Here is a 19,141-nt window from a genome sequence, read left to right as displayed (position 1 = left end):
AGCCTGGTTAATGATCTTATTTGTACTTATATCCTATAGATATTATAGGATAATATAGTTTACGTTGATGCCAGGTTGCAGCTGGCTTGGAAGCAACCGGCCTGTATCGGGTAGCCGACGAGACGGGTTGCAGAAAATGGGTTAGTTAGGGTAACGTGAGGAAGACCTGTTCAACAACAGCACATTCGCATACACAGCAGAGCCGGGAGTGGTTTCTGTGCGTGAGGTAAACCGGTATACAAAGCAACTGGAGCTTTCATAACAGGAGCGTGCCGCTTAGGATCTTGTAGATTGGTAGGCAAAGGTGAAATACCAATTTTAAAAATCCAAACAACATGCTAAAAATTTGATAAACAAGTTGTTATGAAATAGTCTATCGGTTTTAGGGAGTAATAATTTTCCTATTCGCTATCGCGCTGCACCGACTCGTTGTAGACGCCTGATTTTCATCAGGCTAGGTAATTGCCGATACCCACAATAACGGACGACAGCACAACCGTCAGTATACCCAGCTTGATAGTTCGCAGGGTCGATTGATTGGCTCCGCGCCACTCGTGCAGGTACAGGCCCCACAGACTGCTGAAGGCGATGATAAAGGCCATATGAAGTGTCCAGCCCGAAAAGCGGTACTCCCCCATCTGGCTGTCGCCCATACCATAGAAGAAGAACTGGAAGTACCAGGTAACCCCGGCCATGGCGCAGAAGAGGATATTTCGCAGAATGGGAGCCGACAGGTTGGTGTAATCAGAAAAAGTCTGGTTTCGAAAGTTGAGGTAGATCGTCCAGACGGCGTTGGTCGTCAGGCCACCGAGCAGAATAATCACCAGGGCTGCGTTGTTCATATAGAGCGGATCGGCTCCGTAGCGGACGGCCCGTTCGGCGATGGACTGCCCGGCCGTTAAACCGAACGAGAAACAGGCGCTCATCACACCGGAAAATACCGCAACCAGAAAGCCTTTGCGCAGATCGAACTCGGCAATGGCCGCTTTCTTCTCGGCTTCGGGCTGCGATTTTTCTTTCATCATACCCGCTACACCACAAATGCTGATTCCGACTACACATACCGCCAGCCCCAGCACGATTACCTGGCCGGAGGTGGTGTTGATCAGACCGGCAAACTGCCCCCCCCAGATCGGCGGCACCAGCGTACCGAACACGGCACACAGGCCCAGCACCACCGCCATACCAAGCGAGAGACCCAGGTAGCGCATGGCGAGGCCGAAGGTTAGTCCGCCAAACCCCCAGAGTACGCCCCAGAAATAGGTCCAGAACAGCGTTCCGGAATCGGTCTCCTGCAGTACCTGCAACAGGTTCGGCACGGTGAGCAACCCCAGCACCCAGGGGGCAATCAGCCAGGAGAACAGCCCGCCAACGAGCCAGTAGCTTTCCCAGGCCCACCCCTGTACGCGTTTGTATGGTAAATAGAAACTTCCCGAAGCAAACCCGCCGAGTGCGTGCAGAACAACTCCCCAAATAACCGCCATAGTGCCAGTGACTGATAATAGATGATCAGCAAAAGAAAGACGCTGGCCATACCGAACTTACCTACACACTCCTACCAAATAGCAGTTTTCGGCCAAAAAATTGATTTATGTCGAGCAGCGCATCTCCGATATTACACCAATCCACTCACGGATGCGCCCGGCCAGCAGCGTTTGAGCGCAATCAGGTTGGTTGGGATAGGCTGCGGGTTCCAATGCGGATGAATAGCCAGGGCAGCCCCCAGCGCGGTAGCCTGCGCTACCGACGCGGCCCACACCTCAACCCGCGGAAAGGCTTCGGCCAGCAACCCCATGTAGATCGAGTTGTGGCTGAACCCGCCGTCGACAAACAGTCGACGAACGGGCGGTCGATTACCTGGCCGCTGATGCAGCACCAGTTCGGTCGATATCAGCTGCTGGGCCACGATGTCGAGCATGAGCTGATGGTAAGCCAGCTCATAGGTGGGGAATAGCGTCAGATCCCGGTCGGCAAAGGAGGTTGGGTTCATCGACACCTGCGGCCGGGTGCCGGATTGGGGTTGGCGTGTGGGCAACGGGTCGGTCTGCAACTGCCGGATCAGGGCAGGATCGTATGCGACCCGCCTGTAGGTGTCGGTCGCTACCCCGAAGTGATCGGCCAGCCGGCAAACCTGCTGTTCGTGTTCGTGGCCGGCAAACAGGCGTGACGCTTTTACGGGTTGCCCCTGGTATGTCAGGTAGCACAGACAGTCGTACTGCAACTCTTCGGCCGTCAGCGGATCGGTATTAAAAGGATTCAGGCTGATACACCAGGTGCCGGTCGAGATCAGCACAAACGGTTCGTCAAAGCTGGCCAGGTACGGAATAAGAGCCGCCGACGAGTCGTGCAGCCCCATGCCGACATACAGCGCGGCATCGCCCCGGTCTACCCGGCTCACCGCATCGGCCGTTACGATGGGGGCCTGAATCTGGTCCAGCTTTTCCTGAATGACCCAGTCGTGGTAACGCTGCTGCCGGAAATCCCACAAGAGCGTATGACAGCCCAGGCTGGTCAGGTCGGCCCGGGGCTGGCCGGTTACCAGATAGCTCAGGTACTGGGGCAGGTGAAGAGCGTAGCGAATCCGGGCATACAGGGCGGGCTTATCGTATTTGACCCGGTATAGCATCAGCCCTACGTTCAGGCTGCCGAGGGCTGGCGAGGCCGTCTGCACCGACAGCTCATCCGGGGGGCCATATTGCTCATAAAACTGCTTTTTTATCGGATCGGGCAGCGTTTTGAGGTAGTTATAGAGGCAACCCGCCGGTTTCCCGTCAGCTCCGATATAGACGTAGCTGGCTCCATAGGCGGAGAAGTTTACGGCCTGCACTTCAAACTGGGGGAAAGCCAGCACCTCCGCCAGTGCCGTTTTCAGCCAGCGCCCCAGGTGGTCGAGGTCTTCGCAGGGGTCGCCGTCGTCGTCCGTTGCTTCGTCGAACCGCTCTGTCCGCTCCCAAACGACTGCATACTGCCGATCGAACAGGAACAGCTTCTTGTTCGTCTTTCCCACGTCGAATACGGCAACAACCGGCGTCTTATTCATGGAGTGAGTTAGTGATTGAATGATTTGTGGCTGAGTGACGACTCTTCATACGCGTTGCATTAACCGCTCAATCACTCAATCACTAATTTACCCTTGCTAGAGTCCCGTAGCTACGGTTTTGAGGCCGCGTTCGCGGATGAGATGAGTGCGGGTGTCGAGGCTACGGTACAGGTTTAGCGGTTGCAGCGCCCCGCCCGCCCGGAGCCGGGCTTCGGCCACGATGGGGCGCACATCGGTCCGGAATGCGTCCTGCAGAATCTCCTGCGCCCGGACCACATCGTTGGCTTCACGCGCTTCTTCGAGAGCCGTCCGATCAACGAGCAGGGCCTGCGCATAGGCAATCTGAATGGCCTCTACGCTCTGAAGCAGATCTTCGAGCGGGTCTTTCACGTTATGACTGGCATCGATCATCCAGCCCAGATCGGTAGCGTGGTTCATATCCCGAGCGTCCATCCCATCAACGAGTTCGTTGAAGATCAGGAACAGCTGGTACGGTTTGATGCTCCCCGCCGTCAGGTCGTCGTCGCCGTATTTAGAGTCGTTGAAGTGGAAGCCACCCAGTTTTTCTTCCATGAGCAGCGTAGCCACAATCTGTTCGATGTTGGCGTTGGGCAGGTGATGGCCCAGGTCGACCAGGGTGTAGGCTTGCGGACCGAGTTTGCTGGCGTAGAGGAAACTGCTGCCCCAGTCGCCAACGGTCATCGAATAAAAATTCGGCTCAAACGCTTTATACTCCACAAACAGCTTCCAGTCAGCAGGCAGGGCCGCGTAGATTTCCTGAAGGCTCTCCAGCGTTCGGGAGAACGCCTTACGGAAGTTTAGCTGCCCCGGAAAACACGACCCGTCCGACAGCCAGACTGTCAGCGCCTTCGACCCCAGCGCCACACCGTGTCGGATCACCTCGATGTTATGTTCGATAGCCTGCCGACGCACCGCCGGGTCGACGTGTTGCAGCGACCCGAATTTGTAGCTCAGCGCCTGATCTGGCTGGTCCTGAAACGTATTGGAGTTGACCGCATCAAAGCGCAGTCCGTAGTGGGCCGCCGTTTGGCGGGTGGCTTCGGCATCCTGCGGAATATCCCACGGTATATGCAGCGAAATAGCCCCACTGGCCCGGTTGAGCGCGTGCAGCAAACCCACATCGGCCATTTTCTCGTCGAGGGTACGGGGTTCGCCCCCACCCCCGAACCGCCCGAAGCGCGTACCGCCCGTACCCAGCGCCCAGCTCGGAATAGCGATCTGAAAATCGATAAGTTTCTGGATAACCCGCTCCGCATCGGCTACGGCATCGGTCCAGTAGGCCAGTTTTCGCCGGTGGGCATCGAGCAGCCGCTGGTTATGATCGGCGAGTTGAAACGATTCAAGGTTCATAGGGTTCAGGAATAATCGGTTACTGGTTTACCGAACAAAAGCCATGGCAACACCACCGTCTACATTCAGCACGTTGCCGGTCGATTTATTGAGCAGCCCCCCCACGAAGGCGAAACACGCATTGGCAATATCGTCGGGCAGGATAATTTCGTTGAGCAGGGTTCGTTTGGCGTAATAGGCGGGCAACTCTTCGACCGGTACGCCATAGGCTTTGGCGCGTCCCTCGGCCCAGGCCCCGGCCCATATTTTACTGTCGGCGATGACCGCATCCGGATTGACTACGTTCACCCGGATATGATCTTTGCCCAGCTCGGCCGCGTTCAGTCGACTCAGGTGCAGCTGGGCCGCTTTGGCCGATCCGTAGCCTGCGTTATTGGGACCCGATACCAGCGCATTTTTCGAGACGATGTTCAGCACGTCGCCCCCGATGCCCTGCTTACGCATGATGTCGACCCCGGCCTGCGTAACCAGAAACTGCCCTTTAACGAGTATGTCGTACAGCAGATCCCAGTCTTTCTCCGTGTGTTCTTCAATGGGTTTGGAGATGGAGATGCCGGCGCAGTTGACCACGATATCGACGCCCCCAAACGCCAGGCTGGCGGTATCGAAGGCACCGCGGATCGTGGCCGCTACCGTAACGTCCAGAAGGGCCTGGGCGTGGGTGTCGCGACCGTACTGGTTCCTGAACTCGGCGTCGGCACCGGCCAGCCGGTCGGCATCGTTATCGTTCAGCACCACGCAGGCTCCCTCGTCGGCAAAGCGTTTGGCAATGGCTTTTCCGATACCGCCCGCACTGCCCGTAATCAGCGCTACCCGGCCCGTTAGCGGTCTGGGCTTCGGCATCCGCTGCAGCTTGGCTTCTTCCAGCAACCAGTATTCGATGTTAAACGCTTCCTGCCGGGGCAGCGAGGTGTACGACGAGATGGCCTCCGCGCCCCGCATCACGTTGATGGCGTTGATGTAAAATTCGGCCGCCACCCGAGCCGTCTGCTTGTCTTTGGCAAAGGTGAACATACCTACCCCCGGTAGCAGAATCACCACCGGGTTCCGGTCACGAATGGCCGGGCTGTCGGGGTGTTTGCAGGCTTCGTAGTAGGCGGTATAATCGGCGCGGTACTGCTCAAACTGATCGGTCAGGTAGGTACGGAGGTCATCGGCCGGGCGCTGCGATAACGATTCGACTGCTTCCAGCACCAGCGGCTTGATCTTGGTCCGCAGAAAATGGTCGGGGCAGCTGGTTCCCATCGGCGCCAGCCGGGCCAGATCGGTCGAGTTGATGAACGTCATCACCCGCTCATCGTCGGTAAAGTGCCCCACCATGGGGCGTTCGGCCGAGCACAGTCCCCGCAGCAACGGAGCGAGCTGAGCCGCCTGCTGCTGACGCTGATCGGCAGGCAGTGACTCACGAGCCGCCCCGCCAAAAGCAGGTTTGGTACTTTTCTCCTCCAGGTAGTTAGCACAACGCTCGATGATTTCGAGCGTATTGACATAACTTTCGTAGGCCGTATCGCCCCAGGTGAACAGGCCATGCGATCCCAGCATGATGCCGCGCAGATTCGGGTTTTCGGCTACGCAGGCCACCAGTTTCAGCCCCAGATCAAACCCCGGACGCTGCCAGTCGACCCAGCCGATTTCGCCGTTAAACAGCTCCTGGGTGATGGCTCGTCCGTCGGCTGCGGCCGCAATGGCAATGGCCGCGTCGGGGTGAAGGTGATCGATGTGTTTGAAAGGCAGAAAAGCGTGCAGGGGCGTATCAATCGACGGTGCTTTCGACGCCAGGTCGTAGATACAGTGGTTGAACAGCTCAACCATCTCATCTTCATGTGCCAATCCCCGATATATCGTTTTCAGGGCATGGAGCCGATCCATATACAGAGCCGCCAGCCCGCTTTTCTTCAGCGTGCCGATGTCGCCCCCCGACCCTTTCACCCACATTACCTCCGTCGACTGGCCGGTCAGCGGGTCGGGAGCCATGGCTTTGCAGGAGGTGTTCCCTCCGCCGTAGTTGGTCAGCCGCAGGTCGGCACCCAGCAGGTTAGAGCGATAAATGAGCAGCGCCACTTCCCGGTCGGGCTGGGGTAACGCATCGAACTGAGCGGCCCTGGTCTCATCCCAGAGGTAACTGACGTGTCGAAATGTATTCGGGGTTGCAATCATGGGTTCAATAAGTTGGCCCGACAAAGTAGCTGGGTTCGGGCGGGGTCACTTTCCTATACATGCCTACTGACCCGACAAACCAGGCCGGGCTCTTCGGACAACCTCAGCGGAGCGGGTATTCCTTTACAGCGACTGACGAACAATGAGCTGAAACGGGTTCTCGACCTGACGGCAGCTGTTCTCCAGAATTAGCTGGGCGGCTGTGCGGCCCATCTGCGCAAAATCAGTAGACATCACGGTGATACCATCCAGCAGGATTTCTTTCAGGGGCGTTTCGTTATACGAAAGAATACCGACCTCCTGCCCTACCGAATACGAGGTAGCCTTTATTTTCTTGATCAGCGTGACCAGATCATCTTCCATGATGTTGATATAGGCATTTCCACCCGTAATAACTTCGCTATCAATATCATGGATGACATGGGCCGTAAAGTCATGTTCGTAACAGAACCGGTAAAAACCGTTCAGGATAGCGCGCGGGTGGTAACTCTGGGCCGGAAACAGCAGGTTCAGCGTCCTGTACTTACGCAGCAGCGGCAGGGCTTCGGTCAGTGCCTGCATGAGGTCTTTCTCGAAATTCTGCACCACGGCGGCATACTGACCCGATAGCCCGTCAATATGTTTGTCGAGCACCAGCAATTTATGCCTGGGCAACTGATCGATAAGCTGCCGGGCCTGTTCGTCGCCGTTGAAAAAATGGCCGATGATGACATAATGCGTATGCCGGGCGCCTTCTTTCTCGAGCAAGGCTTTGAACAGTCGGAAGTCGTTGTTGTAAATGTAAAAGTCGATGGTAACGTCGGGCCCGACGGTCTCTACGAACGAATCGTAGATAATCTTCTTGTGAGCACTTAACTTATTGAACAGCAGGAATATTTTCAGATTACGCCCCACCGGCGAGTGGTTGATGTAATAGCCTTTCCCCTTTACGGCCACAATGATTTCCTGTTCTTTCAGCCGATCGTAGGCCCGCTCAACGGTGCGCTTGGCCACGTTGAACTCGGCGCTGATCTCGTGGATCGACGGCAGCTTATCGCCCGGCCGACTGTCGCCATGCTCGATGCCTTCGACTACCGATTCATAGATCTGCTGGTATTTTGGGGTACTCGACTGGTCGTTGATCCGGATAAGCGATGCGGTATTCATGGCGATAAATTTACTCATTCCAACAAAAAGTTTGGTTTTTATAGGAATGAGTAGGTAAGTTGACCGGCAACAGCCCCACACCTTTGGCCCGACTGCTACCGATCTGTAAACGATTGACTTTACGTACTTATGAGACCTGCTGTGTTACTTGTTTTACTTAGTTTATGGCTTTATTCGCCCGTTCACGCCCAGCTCAGCCCTGTGGCGTTAACCTGCGAACACCGCACCAATCCGCTGGGCCTCGACGAGACGAAGCCCCGCCTGAGCTGGCAGCTGACCGGTACCGGACGCAACCTACGCCAAACCGCGTATCAAATCCAGACATCGGACGCGCCAACCTTCAAAAAACTAGGCTGGGACTCGGGCAAGATACCGTCCGATGCTTCAGTACTCCTTCCCTACGAGGGACCGGCCCTGCGCTCGGGGCAGCGGGTCTACTGGCGGGTACGCGCCTACGACCAGACCGGCAAAGTGGGTTCGTGGAGCCCAGCCGCGTACTGGGAAATGGGGCTGCTGTCTGCTGCCGACTGGCGGGCCACCTGGATCGAGCCTGCCGATACCGTTAAAACAGGAGCCCCGGCCATCATGCTCCGGAAGCCGTTTTCGATCACCAGGAAGGTAGCGTCGGCCCGCGCCTACGCTACCGCCCACGGCATGTACGAACTCCGGCTGAACGGTCAGCGCGTTAGCGATGAACTGCTGGCCCCGGGCTGGACGGTTTATTCCAAACGGCTTCAGTATCAGGTGTACGACATAACCAGCCAGCTCCGGGTCGGTGCCAACGTGGTTGGGGCTCAGGTTGGCGAAGGCTGGTATGCCGGCGTGATCGGGTTTACGAACAACGCCAAGTATTACGGCAACCGGCTTGGATTACTGGCTCAGCTGGTGATCCGGTATACCGATGGCACCACCGACGTGATCGGCACTGATGGCAGCTGGCAGTACAGCACCAACGGCCCCATCCGGCAATCGGAACTGTACGACGGCGAGACCTACGACGCCCGCCTGAGCCGGGCAGGCTGGGATGCACCGGGCGCAGGTGCGGGAGGGACTGACTGGTCGGCGGTGCGCGTCGCCAGCTACCCGCTTACCAACCTGCGGGCTACCGTTAGTGAGCCCGTCCGGCGGCAGGAAGAGCTGAAACCCCAGCGTATTTTCCGGACGCCGTCGGGCACGCTGGTAGCCGACTTCGGCCAGAACATGACCGGCTGGATACGGTTGCGGGTGAGCGGACCGGCCGGCACAACGGTACGCATCCGCCATGCCGAAGTGCTCGACAAGAAAGGCGAGTTTTATACCACCAACCTGCGCCAGGCCAAACAGGAGCTGACCTACACCCTCAGCGGCAGCGGCAACGAAGTCTATGAGCCTCACTTCACCTTCATGGGATTCCGGTACGTAGCCGTTGACGGTTTCCCGGGCGAGCTGAAACCGGAGCACCTGACCGGCGTCGTGATCCATACCGACATGCCCCCTACGGGCCGGTTCGAGTGCTCCAGCGCGCTGATCAATCAGCTGCAACGCAATATCGAATGGGGGCAGAAAGGCAACTTTGTCGACGTACCGACCGACTGTCCGCAGCGCGACGAGCGACTCGGCTGGACCGGCGATGCGCAGGCCTTTTGCCGCACGGCGGGATTCAACCGGGGGGTGGCGGCTCTGTTTACCCGCTGGCTGGCCGACGTGGCCGCCGATCAGAGTGCCGAAGGGGCCGTACCTTTTGTGGTACCCGACATCCTGAGCCGGGTCGATCCGAAGACGGGCAACCGCGACGTAGCCACCTCGGCGGGCTGGGGCGACATCGCCACCATTGGCCCCTGGACCATGTATAACCTCTATGGCGACCGGCGGCTGCTCGAAACCCAGTACCCCAGCATGAAAGCGTACGTCGACTACATCCGGAAGAAAGCCGGGGCTACCAACATCTGGAAAAGCGGCAGCGTCTTCGGCGACTGGCTGTTCTACAAACCACACATGTACAGTCATACCGAACCCGACGGTTATACCAATGGCGATATGATCGCGACCGCGTTCTATGCCTACTCGACCGATCTGCTCCGTAAGGCCGCGACAGTGCTGGGCAAAACCGACGACGCCCGGCAGTATGGCGACCTGTTCGAGTCGATCAAAGCTACCTTTCAGCGCGAGTACGTTACGCCCTCGGGTCGTATCGCATCGGACTCGCAAACGGCCTATGTGCTGGCGCTGAACTTTAACCTGCTGGCCGACGAGCTGCGTCCGCTGGCAACTCAACATCTCGTCAACGACATCAGGAGCCGCAAAAACCACCTCTCGACCGGCTTCCTGGGTACGCCCTATCTCTGCCACGTTCTGTCGGACAATGGGTTTACCGATGTGGGCTATGATCTGCTGCTGCAGGAAACCTATCCTTCCTGGCTGTATCCCGTTCGGATGGGGGCAACAACGATCTGGGAGCGCTGGGACGGTATCAAACCCGACAGCACTTTTCAGGATGAAGGCATGAACTCGTTCAACCACTATGCCTACGGCGCCATCGGCGACTGGATGTACCGCGTTGTGGCGGGTATCGAACTTGGCCAGCCGGGTTACAAGCAAATCCGGGTTCAGCCACAGCCGACCGACCGGCTGACGTTTGCCAAAGCGGCTATGAAGAGTCCCTACGGCGACATCGAGTCGGGCTGGGAACGGAAAGACGGCCAGCTGGTGGTTCGGATCAGGGTACCGGCCAACACGACAGCCCTGATCCGGCTACCCCGTGCCGAAGCCGGTAGCGTTACCGAAAGTGGCAAACCGCTGGCCCAGGTTCCCGACTGTCGAAACATTACGCCCGACAAAGGGTCGCTGGCCATGGAAATCGGATCGGGTGAGTACACATTCACCTATCCCGAGAAATAGCCCATCCGGTGCTGCAGGTGCCGTAGGTTCGGTATGAGCATATCCTATCATACGCACCTACGGCGCTGGGCTGGCAGGTGGCGGCTAATGCATTGCCTTGACTGCGTAACTGCGGCCTAATCGGCCCAGACCTTTGTGCCTTCGGTGCAGTTGCGGCACATCTCGATGTCGGAGCGCGACCGGAGCAGCGTTTGCCGGAAGTCGTGGTAAGCCGGACCATGCCAGAGATTGGCAAACGATTCGGTTTGCAGATCGCCCAGCCGGTGGTGCGCGTCTTTATCGAAGCAGCAGGGTACTACCAGACCATCCCAGGTGATGACGCAGGAATGCCACATCTTCCAGCAATGGTCGCCAAAACCGTTCTTGATGCGGTACGTTCCGTCGGCCTGTGCCGCATACCGGCTGTACTGATCCAGCGTCGGAATCAAGTCCGACCCCTGTTCGTAGTCGTAAATCTGCGCGGTTTTAAGCCCTACTTCGTCAACGCCCAGCTCGCGGGCCAGCTTCTTCACCTCCGCAATCTGGTGCTGGTTGGGCTTCACAACCAGAAACTGGAATACGACATGGGGCGTGCGGGACTTCAGCTCTTTCTTCCAGCGCAGAATATTCTTCGTGCCTTCGAGTACTTTCTCCAGCCGGCCGCCCACCCGATACTGCTGGTATACCTCCTGGGTTGTACCATCTATGCTGATAATCAGCCGATCCAGACCCGACTCTACCGTTTTACGGGCGTTCGCGTCGGTCAGGTAGTGAGCGTTGGTGCTGGTAGCCGTGTAGATGTTCCGGTCGGTAGCGTATCGGACCAGCTCCAGAAACTGCGGATGCAGATACGGCTCACCCTGAAAATAGAAAATCAGATACAACAGCGTTTCGTGGAGCTCATCGATCGTTCGTTTGTACAAATCTTCACCGAGCATACCCGTAGGCCGTGTGAAGGACCGCAGGCCGCTGGGGCATTCGGGGCAGCGCAGGTTGCAGGAGGTAGTGGGCTCAAACGATACCGACATAGGCAACCCCCGATGCACTGACTGCCCCGTTTGCCGCGATCGGTAATAACTCGACACCACCTTCAGCGCATTGGCTACGCGTTTGGGCGTCAGCTTGGAAGCAAAATTAAGACCGTCGAGTATATTACGATTCATGAGGTAAAGGTACGTCCTGAACGGTTCTTAACCCACCATTCTCCCGGCTATTCGCCCACTTCAAGCCGCCAGACCCGGCAGCCGGCTTCGTCAAAAATGACTTCACCGTTTTCTGTGCCAGCAACGGTAGCTGGCAACGCTCCGGTCATGCTGGCCGCAAAGATATAACCACTCTCTTCGGCATGTGTCCAGGCCAGATAGCCTTGCTGGTCGGCGGGCGAAGTGAGCCAGCGGGTCGGTTTCTTCTCAATATCGGGCCAGATTTGCTCGGCAACCTGACGAATGCGGGTGATGATAACAAACTGATTGGCATTTTCGCCCCAGACAAACGGACCGTGTGTCACCTTGTCGGTTTCGCGGTCATCCTCGATCCGAAACACGTACAGCTTGGTATATTCTTCGTTGGCTCCGCGCTCGTCGTGCTGATTACGCACTTCAAAACCCAGCCCCGTATAACTCGGCCAATCGGTCAGAAACAGTGCCGTAAAGTAGCGGAACAGATTGCCGGTCCGGTAAAATTCATCGAAGCGTGGGTCGTCCTTGTCAGCGGTCATCACCGTAAAATTCGGCGCAAACCGGCGCACCTGGCGGTATTGATCGTAGAGGGTAAACTGCCGTACGAATTCATCGGACCCAACAACCAGCGACTGAAGATCGCCCAGGGTCGAGTCGGCTTCGATGGCATCGAGGTGGTCGAGTTCGTCCCCGTAGCCCATCACATCGGGCGGAGCCAGGAACGTTTCTGCGAAGAACCCGAAATACGCAACGCCGTTGCCGCGAACGTAGCGTTTGATGGACCGGAGGGGGTCGTAATAATGCCCGATCATGTCGGGGACGCCGTCCGGCCGCATCTGCACATGGGCCATGTCGCCCCGCATGAAATCGAAGTTATAGGTTCGCTGGCAATCGTGCACGCGTCGGCAGATGTAATCCCAGGCGGCATAGTTGGGCCGGTTGAAGTCGAGTTCCCATTTTTCGTTGTTGTCTTTCGACTCGTAGAAGCGGTACCGGGCCAGCGGCCCAAACACTCTGGACATCTGCTGCGGCCGATCGAATGCGTACTGGTACCAGCGCTGCCCGAAGTCATCGATTACGAAATCGATTGGGTCGATATGCAACCCCCGGTACGGCGGTCCCATGGTCATGGGCAGGGTTTCGTACCCCTGCGCGACCAGATGCCGAATCAGCGCCAGTCGGCGGTTCAGGCGCCCGCCATAATCGGCCGGATTACCAAACAGCATCCGCACCCGCTGCTCATCGGTCAGCAGCAGATGGGGTCCGTCGGACCGGTTCGAGGCAAAGAAAGTATCTTTGGAAAAATTGAGTGGGGAACCGTCAGCGGCTCCCTGAAACCGCAAAAACTGCCAGATGGCTTCTTCCACGTAGCGGTACACGTGGCTGGTATGATCAACGATACGCGCCTTATCGCGATGTACCCACTCGAACAGCGACGGGTGGGTCAGTACCATCTCCGAAAACCGGTCGGTATGCGGAATAACGTCCATCCCCACCGTGCGCCCCGTGGCATGGAGAAGGTTAATAACGGCCTTCAGCTGCTTCTCTACCGTATTAAGAGCGGGAACGTACTGAGCCAGGTCGGTGTCGAAAAATTCCGGGTTGATCTGCCAGCTGACCATGCCGTACAGGCTCCCGACCACGCCCGGCTCCCAGATCGGCAGCAGGTGGATACTGTCGTGGCAGGCGGGCAGGGTTAGGGTATACTGCACCGTTTTCCAGAACGAACCGATTGTGCGGACGTTTACGCCAACCATGTTGCTCTGTTTCAGCCAGCCCCCGTCGGTTTCCCGGGCTACGGGGCTGGGAATGGTTTCGGCCGGGTCGAGCGCCCGACGCAGCAGGTCGGTACCCAGCCGTTTGTGCAGCAGATCCAGGGTCTGATAGACCGAAAACTGAACGGCGGTCTGGGGTAACAAACCGGGTATGAATGACGATCGGCCCGACAGGTAGGCGTCGGTGTGGGTGGCATGCTGTTGTTGCCAGTCGGCTATCAGTTCGTTGAGGGTTGTAGGCATGGGGCAAATGTAAAACGGTTTTCACAAAACCAAATGTCAGCTTTGTTTGTCATGCTTAGTATGCAGGATGTTATCGTAGCAGGCGGAGGACTCGCCGGTTTGGTCAGCGCACTGGAACTGGCGCGGGCGGGCCATACCGTCACGCTGATCGAACGAAAAACGTACCCGTTTCACCGGGTTTGTGGCGAATACGTCTCCAACGAAGTCAGGGCCTACGTCGAATCGCTGGGCATTGATCTGGCGGGACTGGGCGCGGCCGACATCCGGCGTTTCGAGATTTCGTCGCCCTCGGGTCGGCTGCTCAGCAGTCCGCTCGATCTGGGCGGTTTCGGAATCAGCCGCTATACGCTCGACTACGAACTCTTTCAGCGGGCGCGAGCCGCCGGGGTAACATTCCTGTTGGGCCAGTCGGTCGAGGACGTGTCGTTTCAGGACGATGTGTTCACCGTTACCTTCAGCCACGGACAGACCCTGTCAGGCCGGCTCGTTATCGGCGCCTTTGGCAAACGGTCGCGGCTCGACAAAACCCTAGACCGACCCTTCATGCACCAACCTTCACCTTACATCGGGGTGAAATACCACGTCCGGATCGATCTACCCACCGACGTTATTGCGCTGCACAACTTTTCGGATGGCTACTGCGGTATGTCGGCCATTGAAAACGATGGGTACTGCGTCTGCTACCTCACCACCCGCGCCAACCTGCGCCGGTACGGCAACATTCCGGCTATGGAGCGGGCGGTGCTTCATCAGAACCCGCACCTGAAAGCCGTTTTCGACCGGGCCACGTTCCTGTACGCCAAACCCGAAGTGATCAACGAAATTTCGTTCGCGCCCAAACAGGCGGTTGACCAGCATCTGCTGATGGCAGGCGACTCGGCCGGGCTGATAACGCCCCTCTGCGGTAACGGCATGGCCATGGCCATTCATGGGGCCAAACTCGTCAGTGAGTTGTCTGACGCTTTTCTGCGTAATCAACTCAGTCGCCCGGCGCTGGAGCGTCACTACCAGCAGGCCTGGTCAGCGCAGTTTGCCCGGCGTTTGTGGGTCGGCCGCACCGTGCAGAAACTGTTTGGCCGACCCTGGCTGACCGAAGCGGGAATCCGGGCTTTTGGCGCGTTCAAACCGGCCCTGCGCACGGTTATGCGGCAAACCCACGGTCAGGTCATTGCCTGATCGGCACGCTTCATACGGGCAATTCATCCGTTCAGAACGGCTTTTACGCACTTCATATAACCCCCTATTCTGTAGCGATTTAGGTCGCCATACCTTTGTTGTGTTCAAATTAAACAACAACCAGAAACTACTGAACACAACATGAAAACTGTAGTCAAATCAATTCTGCTGGGCCTGCTTCTGCTAGGTTCATTCTGTGGGCTGATTGCCCTTACGGCCAGTGCGGCCGAAGCCAAACCGACCGACGACCACCTGGTTAAAACCGCTGTTCGTCACCGTCTGTACTCGTCACCTTCGGGGGAAGTCATTAACGTAAACGTGGAGAAACCTGCTGGCCAGCTGGTGCGTGTGTTCATTGCCGACGAAAGCGGCCGGGTGCTGGCTCATCAGACGATCGGGAAGAAAGGAGAAATATTCCGGCTCCGATTCAACGTGGCCGATCTGGAAGACGGCGCTTATAGCGTTCGTATCTCCAGCAAAAACACGGAAGATCAGTATGACTTTAAACTGATTACGCCTAAAGCCGAAAAGCCCGTTCGGTCGGTCAGTCTGAACTAAGTTGTTGGTCAGCCCCTACGGCTCGGGCGCTCTTTCAGACGACTCAGTACGCTTTACGAGCCCTTCATACCTACCCCGGTCTGCTTCGGTAAGCCGGGGTTTAATTTTGCTCCGTAACCAACAAAGACAATGACTATCAGACACACTCTGGCCCTGGCAATGCTCTCCGCTCAGATCGCCCTCGCCCAGAACGATCCCATCCGTCCACCAGCCCGCCCTCTGACGATCTCGCTCTTCTCCGAGTCGGTTAGCCTGCCCACTTTTAAAGGTTTTTTGCGCCGACCTAACCTTGGCGTTCGCATTGGCACAGAGTTTTATTACCGCAACCGGCCGGGTTCGCAGCTAATTCAGACGCTGAATGTCGGCTTTTACCACCATCGGGGCCTGCAAAGCGGCCTGTACCTGAATACCGAACTAGGGTACCGCAAATTCATAGGTGGCTTCTTTGCCGAAGGTTTTGTTGGCCTGGGCGCGCTGGGACTATCGCAGCAGCTCCGTCGATACGAACGAACCGAAACCGGGGATTTCAGGCCGGCGTCCCGCTGGATGCTGCGCGCCATGCCTTCGGTCAGCGCGGGGGTCGGCTACCAGTTCGGGCGGCAGACAACGATGCCGGTCACCCTATTTACCCGCTACGAAGCCTTCGTCGAAACGCCCTTCAGCAACCGGGGCATTCCGGTGCTGCCCCACTCAGCCCTGCACATAGGCACCCGATTTCCGGTCAATCCGTAACCCATCCTCATCCCGATCATGAACTTATCTGCTTACTGGCCTGCTCTGCTGGGCCTGCTCATGGGCTGCGAGCCCCTGGCCGTTCCACAACCCACCCCTCTTCCCTGCGGCCTGTCGGCCTACGCCCGGCATCCGCGCCACCAGACTTACCTGACCGAACTACAGCAGTACCGGCAGCAGTCGGTTGCGCCGGGTAGCATCCTGCTCATTCAAAAACCGGGCGAACCACGCTGGATCGGTGCCGTCGGCAAAGCCAATCTGGAACACCAGACCGACATACAGCCTTGTGGCCAGTTCCGGGTTGGGAGTATCACCAAGATGTTTGTAGCCGTAGCGGTTCTGAAACTGGCGGAGCAGGGCAAACTCCGGCTCGACGACCGGCTGGCGACCCTGCTGCCGCATACCGCTGGTCGTATTCCGCAGGCCGACCAGATCACCCTGCGGCACCTGCTGTCGCATACGAGTGGCCTCACCGATCCACCCAACGAAAGCATCCGGTATCAGCTCCGCATCGTCGATAACGCGCCGGAACGGTTCAGCCTGACCACCGATCAGTTACTGGACACCTATGTATACGGGAAACCGCTGCACTTCACGCCAGGAACCGGCTGGCGCTACAGCAATGCCAACTACTGGCTGCTGGGAAAACTGTTGGAGCAGCAAACCGGCAAACCCCTCCAAAGCGTACTAAACGACTGGATTTTCAAACCACTCGCGCTCAACGACACCTATATTGAGGTGCGGGACGATAGCCAGCTGGTGCGTGGCTATGCCGACCTCTACGGCGATGGACGCCTGTTCGATGTCAGCCACTGGGATCGGGCCGACAGCGATGGCGAAGCCGACGGCGGGATCATCTCGACAGCGGCCGACCTGGCTACGTTTGCCGAAGCGCTTTTTGGTGGTAAACTGCTCAGCGACGCCTGGCTGACGGAGATGCTCAATCACACCCGGCTCCCCAGCTGTCCCAACGGCGACTGCGAGTATGGGCTGGGCGTAGAACACTGGAAAACCGGACTGGGACTGGCCTACGGCCATAACGGCGGCTCGGTGGGTATCGAAGCCAACCTGCTTTACTTTCCCCACAATCGGGGCGTATTTGTCTTGTATAAAAACAACGGCAACGGCTCCGACAAACGGCTTATGGACCGACTCATGAAATGACAGCATCCCGCTCATCGCTTCAGATCTACGCCGGTTTGATTGGCTTCTGCCTGATTACGGTCGGGCTGGGCCGCTACCTCGATAGCCAGGGCGTAGCGAACCTCCGGCAGTTTGGCTGGGATAGCGTCGGGCTGGTAGCCCTCGGCACGGTGGGCGTCTGGCTGGCGCCCCGCACGGGCTTCGCCGACCTGCTCGATCCGCGCGTCACCAACTGGCAGCGCCTGGGTCGACCTCTGGCCATCGGGTTTCTCTTCGCACTGGCCGATGTACTGGTTTTTGTGGGGGTCATCCATCCCGAACCGGTTACCGCACTCCTGTTCTTCATGCAACCATTTCCCTATTCGATACTGCTGTACGGCTCGGGCGCGCTGTATGTCGACGTTCTGTACCGGCTCCTGCCCATTCCGGTTCTGATGTGGCTGGTTGGCCGGTACGCGCTTACCAATCCCCGGCATACGGGCCTGTTCTGGCTACTGGCGGGCCTCTCGTCATTGGTTGAACCGCTGGAGCAGCTCATCACCGACTCACCGGCCCTGATCGCGTATAGTTTTGCCAGTGGGTATCTGATGAATCTGTTGCAGGCCTATTTTTTCAGAAAGTATGGATTTCTGGCCGGGCTCATGATCCGGCTGGGGCATTATGCGCTCTGGCACGTCGGGTTTGGGCTGTGGGTTGAGCTGAGGTTATAAAACGAACCATGAACGGACTAAACGATAAGACCCTGCGACTGGCCGGACCGCTCATTCTCTGGGCGGTAGCCACCGTATTCTTTAATCTCTCTACGCTGGTACACGCTACCGTGAGTCCCTGGCGGTTTGTGCCGTACGGGATCGTAACGCTGTACATGACCTGGTTTACGGTTCGGTGGCTGGTTATACAGGCCCAGCGCCGATACGCGGGCCTGGAGCGCACCCGGCAACGGCTGATCTGGCTGGGCCTGGTCGGCTTGCCCGTAACAGCCCTGCTGGTCGGCGCCCGCATTATGCTGGCCCGCTACTGGGTCTTCGCGAACCAACCGGACTGGGATACCGGCGATATTCCGTTCATGCTCGGCATCGGCCTGTTCAATCTGGCAATTATTGTATCGATCTATGAATCGCGCTACTTTTTCAGGCAGTGGCTTCGTACCAAGCGGGAGGCCGAAGAGCTACAGCGCGCGCAGCTCGAAATGCAGCTCAGCTCGCTCCGCAGCCAGGTGCAGCCGCATTTCCTGTTCAACAGCCTGAACACCCTGCAGGCGCTGGTGAAGGCCAACGAAAATCCGAAAGCGATGCAGTTCATCGGTGATCTGGCGCAGGTGTACCGTTATCTGCTGCAAAGCAACGACCAGCTCCTGGTTTCGCTGGAGAGTGAGCTGGCCTTTACGCATGCTTACATCAACCTGCTCAAGACCCGCTTCGAAGATGGCCTGCAGCTCCACGTTGCCATCAATCCGGCCTATCGCCACTACCGACTGCCCCCGCTGACCCTGCAGCTCCTGGTCGAGAATACCGTGAAGCACAATGTCGTCAGCGCAACCCAGCCCCTCACGATCCGGATTTACGATCAGGACGAAGCGTTTCTGGTCGTCGAAAATAACCTGCAGCGCCGGCCCCGTTCCGATGTGGCGTCGGACAAAAAAGGGTTGCTGACCATCAGTCAGAAGTACCGGCTGCTCAACCAGCCCGACGTGGAAATTCACGAAAACGCAGCCACCTTCGCCGTAAAAGTCCCCCTTATGAAGCCTGTCCAGACCCCCTGACCAG

General features: G+C 57.7%; 14 protein-coding genes. 7 read left to right on the top strand and 7 right to left on the bottom strand.

Features of this window, described 5'->3' with window-relative positions; genetic code table 11:
• Positions 1-449: 449 nt before the first annotated feature.
• From rhaT to FBR45_RS05825, 5 genes are all read right to left on the bottom strand, one after another.
• Entirely contained in the window at positions 450-1,484 is a 1,035-nt protein-coding gene (rhaT, locus tag FBR45_RS05845) for an L-rhamnose/proton symporter RhaT (RefSeq protein WP_138500201.1), read from the bottom strand.
• Between the two features lie 131 nt (positions 1,485-1,615).
• Positions 1,616-3,040, bottom strand: coding sequence for an FGGY-family carbohydrate kinase (locus FBR45_RS05840; RefSeq protein ID WP_138500199.1), 1,425 nt, complete (start codon positions 3,038-3,040; stop codon positions 1,616-1,618).
• Between the two features lie 96 nt (positions 3,041-3,136).
• Positions 3,137-4,411 (bottom strand): sugar isomerase, encoded by a 1,275-nt coding sequence (locus tag FBR45_RS05835; RefSeq protein ID WP_138500197.1) that lies wholly within the window; start codon positions 4,409-4,411, stop codon positions 3,137-3,139.
• Positions 4,412-4,438: 27 nt separating this feature from the next.
• Positions 4,439-6,568, bottom strand: coding sequence for a bifunctional aldolase/short-chain dehydrogenase (locus FBR45_RS05830; protein ID WP_138500195.1), 2,130 nt, complete (start codon positions 6,566-6,568; stop codon positions 4,439-4,441).
• Between the two features lie 123 nt (positions 6,569-6,691).
• Positions 6,692-7,732: a GntR family transcriptional regulator gene (locus FBR45_RS05825; protein ID WP_246082120.1), complete on the bottom strand. Its 1,041-nt coding sequence runs from the start codon at positions 7,730-7,732 to the stop codon at positions 6,692-6,694.
• Positions 7,733-7,843: 111 nt separating this feature from the next.
• Here FBR45_RS05825 and FBR45_RS05820 point away from each other — a divergent pair, with 111 nt between their 5' ends.
• On the top strand, positions 7,844-10,591 hold the full coding sequence (locus tag FBR45_RS05820) for a glycoside hydrolase family 78 protein (RefSeq protein WP_138500193.1): 2,748 nt from the start codon (positions 7,844-7,846) through the stop codon (positions 10,589-10,591).
• A gap of 116 nt (positions 10,592-10,707) precedes the next feature.
• Here FBR45_RS05820 and FBR45_RS05815 read toward each other — a convergent pair whose 3' ends face one another.
• The gene (locus FBR45_RS05815; protein ID WP_138500191.1) at positions 10,708-11,733 is read right to left on the bottom strand and encodes an SPASM domain-containing protein; all 1,026 of its coding nucleotides are present in this window, start codon (positions 11,731-11,733) and stop codon (positions 10,708-10,710) included.
• A gap of 47 nt (positions 11,734-11,780) precedes the next feature.
• Positions 11,781-13,766, bottom strand: a complete 1,986-nt coding sequence (locus FBR45_RS05810; protein WP_138500189.1) for an alpha-amylase family protein — start codon at positions 13,764-13,766, stop codon at positions 11,781-11,783.
• A 33-nt stretch (positions 13,767-13,799) separates the two neighbouring features.
• Between FBR45_RS05810 and FBR45_RS05805 the strand changes: the two genes are divergently transcribed.
• The 6 genes from FBR45_RS05805 to FBR45_RS05780 all read left to right on the top strand — a co-directional run bounded on the left by FBR45_RS05805 (position 13,800) and on the right by FBR45_RS05780 (position 19,137).
• Positions 13,800-14,942 (top strand): NAD(P)/FAD-dependent oxidoreductase, encoded by a 1,143-nt coding sequence (locus FBR45_RS05805; protein ID WP_394344357.1) that lies wholly within the window; start codon positions 13,800-13,802, stop codon positions 14,940-14,942.
• A gap of 141 nt (positions 14,943-15,083) precedes the next feature.
• Positions 15,084-15,500: a hypothetical protein gene (locus tag FBR45_RS05800; protein ID WP_138500186.1), complete on the top strand. Its 417-nt coding sequence runs from the start codon at positions 15,084-15,086 to the stop codon at positions 15,498-15,500.
• Positions 15,501-15,629: 129 nt separating this feature from the next.
• On the top strand, positions 15,630-16,232 hold the full coding sequence (locus FBR45_RS05795; protein ID WP_138500184.1) for a hypothetical protein: 603 nt from the start codon (positions 15,630-15,632) through the stop codon (positions 16,230-16,232).
• Positions 16,233-16,250: 18 nt separating this feature from the next.
• Positions 16,251-17,396, top strand: a complete 1,146-nt coding sequence (locus FBR45_RS05790; protein ID WP_138500182.1) for a serine hydrolase domain-containing protein — start codon at positions 16,251-16,253, stop codon at positions 17,394-17,396.
• The gene (locus FBR45_RS05785) at positions 17,393-18,085 is read left to right on the top strand and encodes a hypothetical protein (RefSeq protein ID WP_138500180.1); all 693 of its coding nucleotides are present in this window, start codon (positions 17,393-17,395) and stop codon (positions 18,083-18,085) included. The genes FBR45_RS05790 and FBR45_RS05785 overlap by 4 nt, the downstream gene beginning before the upstream one ends.
• An 8-nt stretch (positions 18,086-18,093) precedes the next feature.
• Positions 18,094-19,137 carry a sensor histidine kinase gene (locus FBR45_RS05780; protein ID WP_138500178.1) on the top strand — a complete coding sequence of 348 codons (1,044 nt, stop codon included), beginning with the start codon at positions 18,094-18,096 and terminating at the stop codon, positions 19,135-19,137.
• Positions 19,138-19,141: the final 4 nt, after the last annotated feature.

It is taken from the genome of Spirosoma lacussanchae, from assembly GCF_005870035.1.
Lineage (GTDB): Bacteria > Bacteroidota > Bacteroidia > Cytophagales > Spirosomataceae > Spirosoma > Spirosoma lacussanchae.
This window is presented reverse-complemented; position numbering and strand designations above follow the sequence as displayed.